Source organism: Paraburkholderia ginsengiterrae, assembly GCF_001645125.1.
Taxonomy (GTDB): Bacteria; Pseudomonadota; Gammaproteobacteria; order Burkholderiales; family Burkholderiaceae; genus Paraburkholderia; species Paraburkholderia ginsengiterrae.
On the sequence record NZ_LXKA01000096.1, the window covers coordinates 1 to 520 of the forward strand.

Here is a 520-nt window from a genome sequence, read left to right on the forward strand (position 1 = left end):
GCGCAGCGCTTCGTCGGTTCCCGTATTGCACGCATGCAGCGCCGTCACGATGTCGATCCGCCAACGCACGCCCTCCGACTTAATGCACCCCGACCCCGTCAGGTTCATGACCGACATTCCATCACAACCCAGCCGGCCCTCCAGTTCCCTTGACCTCGCCACCAGCTCCTCGCGCCTCACGTCTCCTTCACTGTGCTAAGCCCCACTCCCTCCGTCCGGACCCTTCTCGTAGAGAGTCGCCTACATGCCAGCACCTAGCCCGCACTCTCCCGTCCCATCCTCCTACCGCCCGCCCCGAGCGCGCCTCCCTGTCGCATGTTCCCCGCATTCGCCCCCCTTCTGCGCGCAGCCGCTCCCTGTCGTCACGCGCCCGAAGCAATCCCCCTTCGGCGAACGCGACACTAATCACCAACTCATATACGACTCATTCGACCACTCTCTATGCGCCTTCTGTCCTTCGCTGACACGATCCCTTTTCGTCGCTCACCACTTCCGTCTTCATCACGCCCTGCCGTCTCCG

Annotated in this window: 1 protein-coding gene; it reads right to left on the reverse strand. The window is 63.5% G+C overall.

The features are described 5' to 3' along the window. Positions 1–180: methyltransferase (locus tag A6V37_RS43000; RefSeq protein WP_341845730.1), on the reverse strand; the 180-nt coding region annotated here is incomplete at its 3' end. Positions 181–520: the final 340 nt, after the last annotated feature.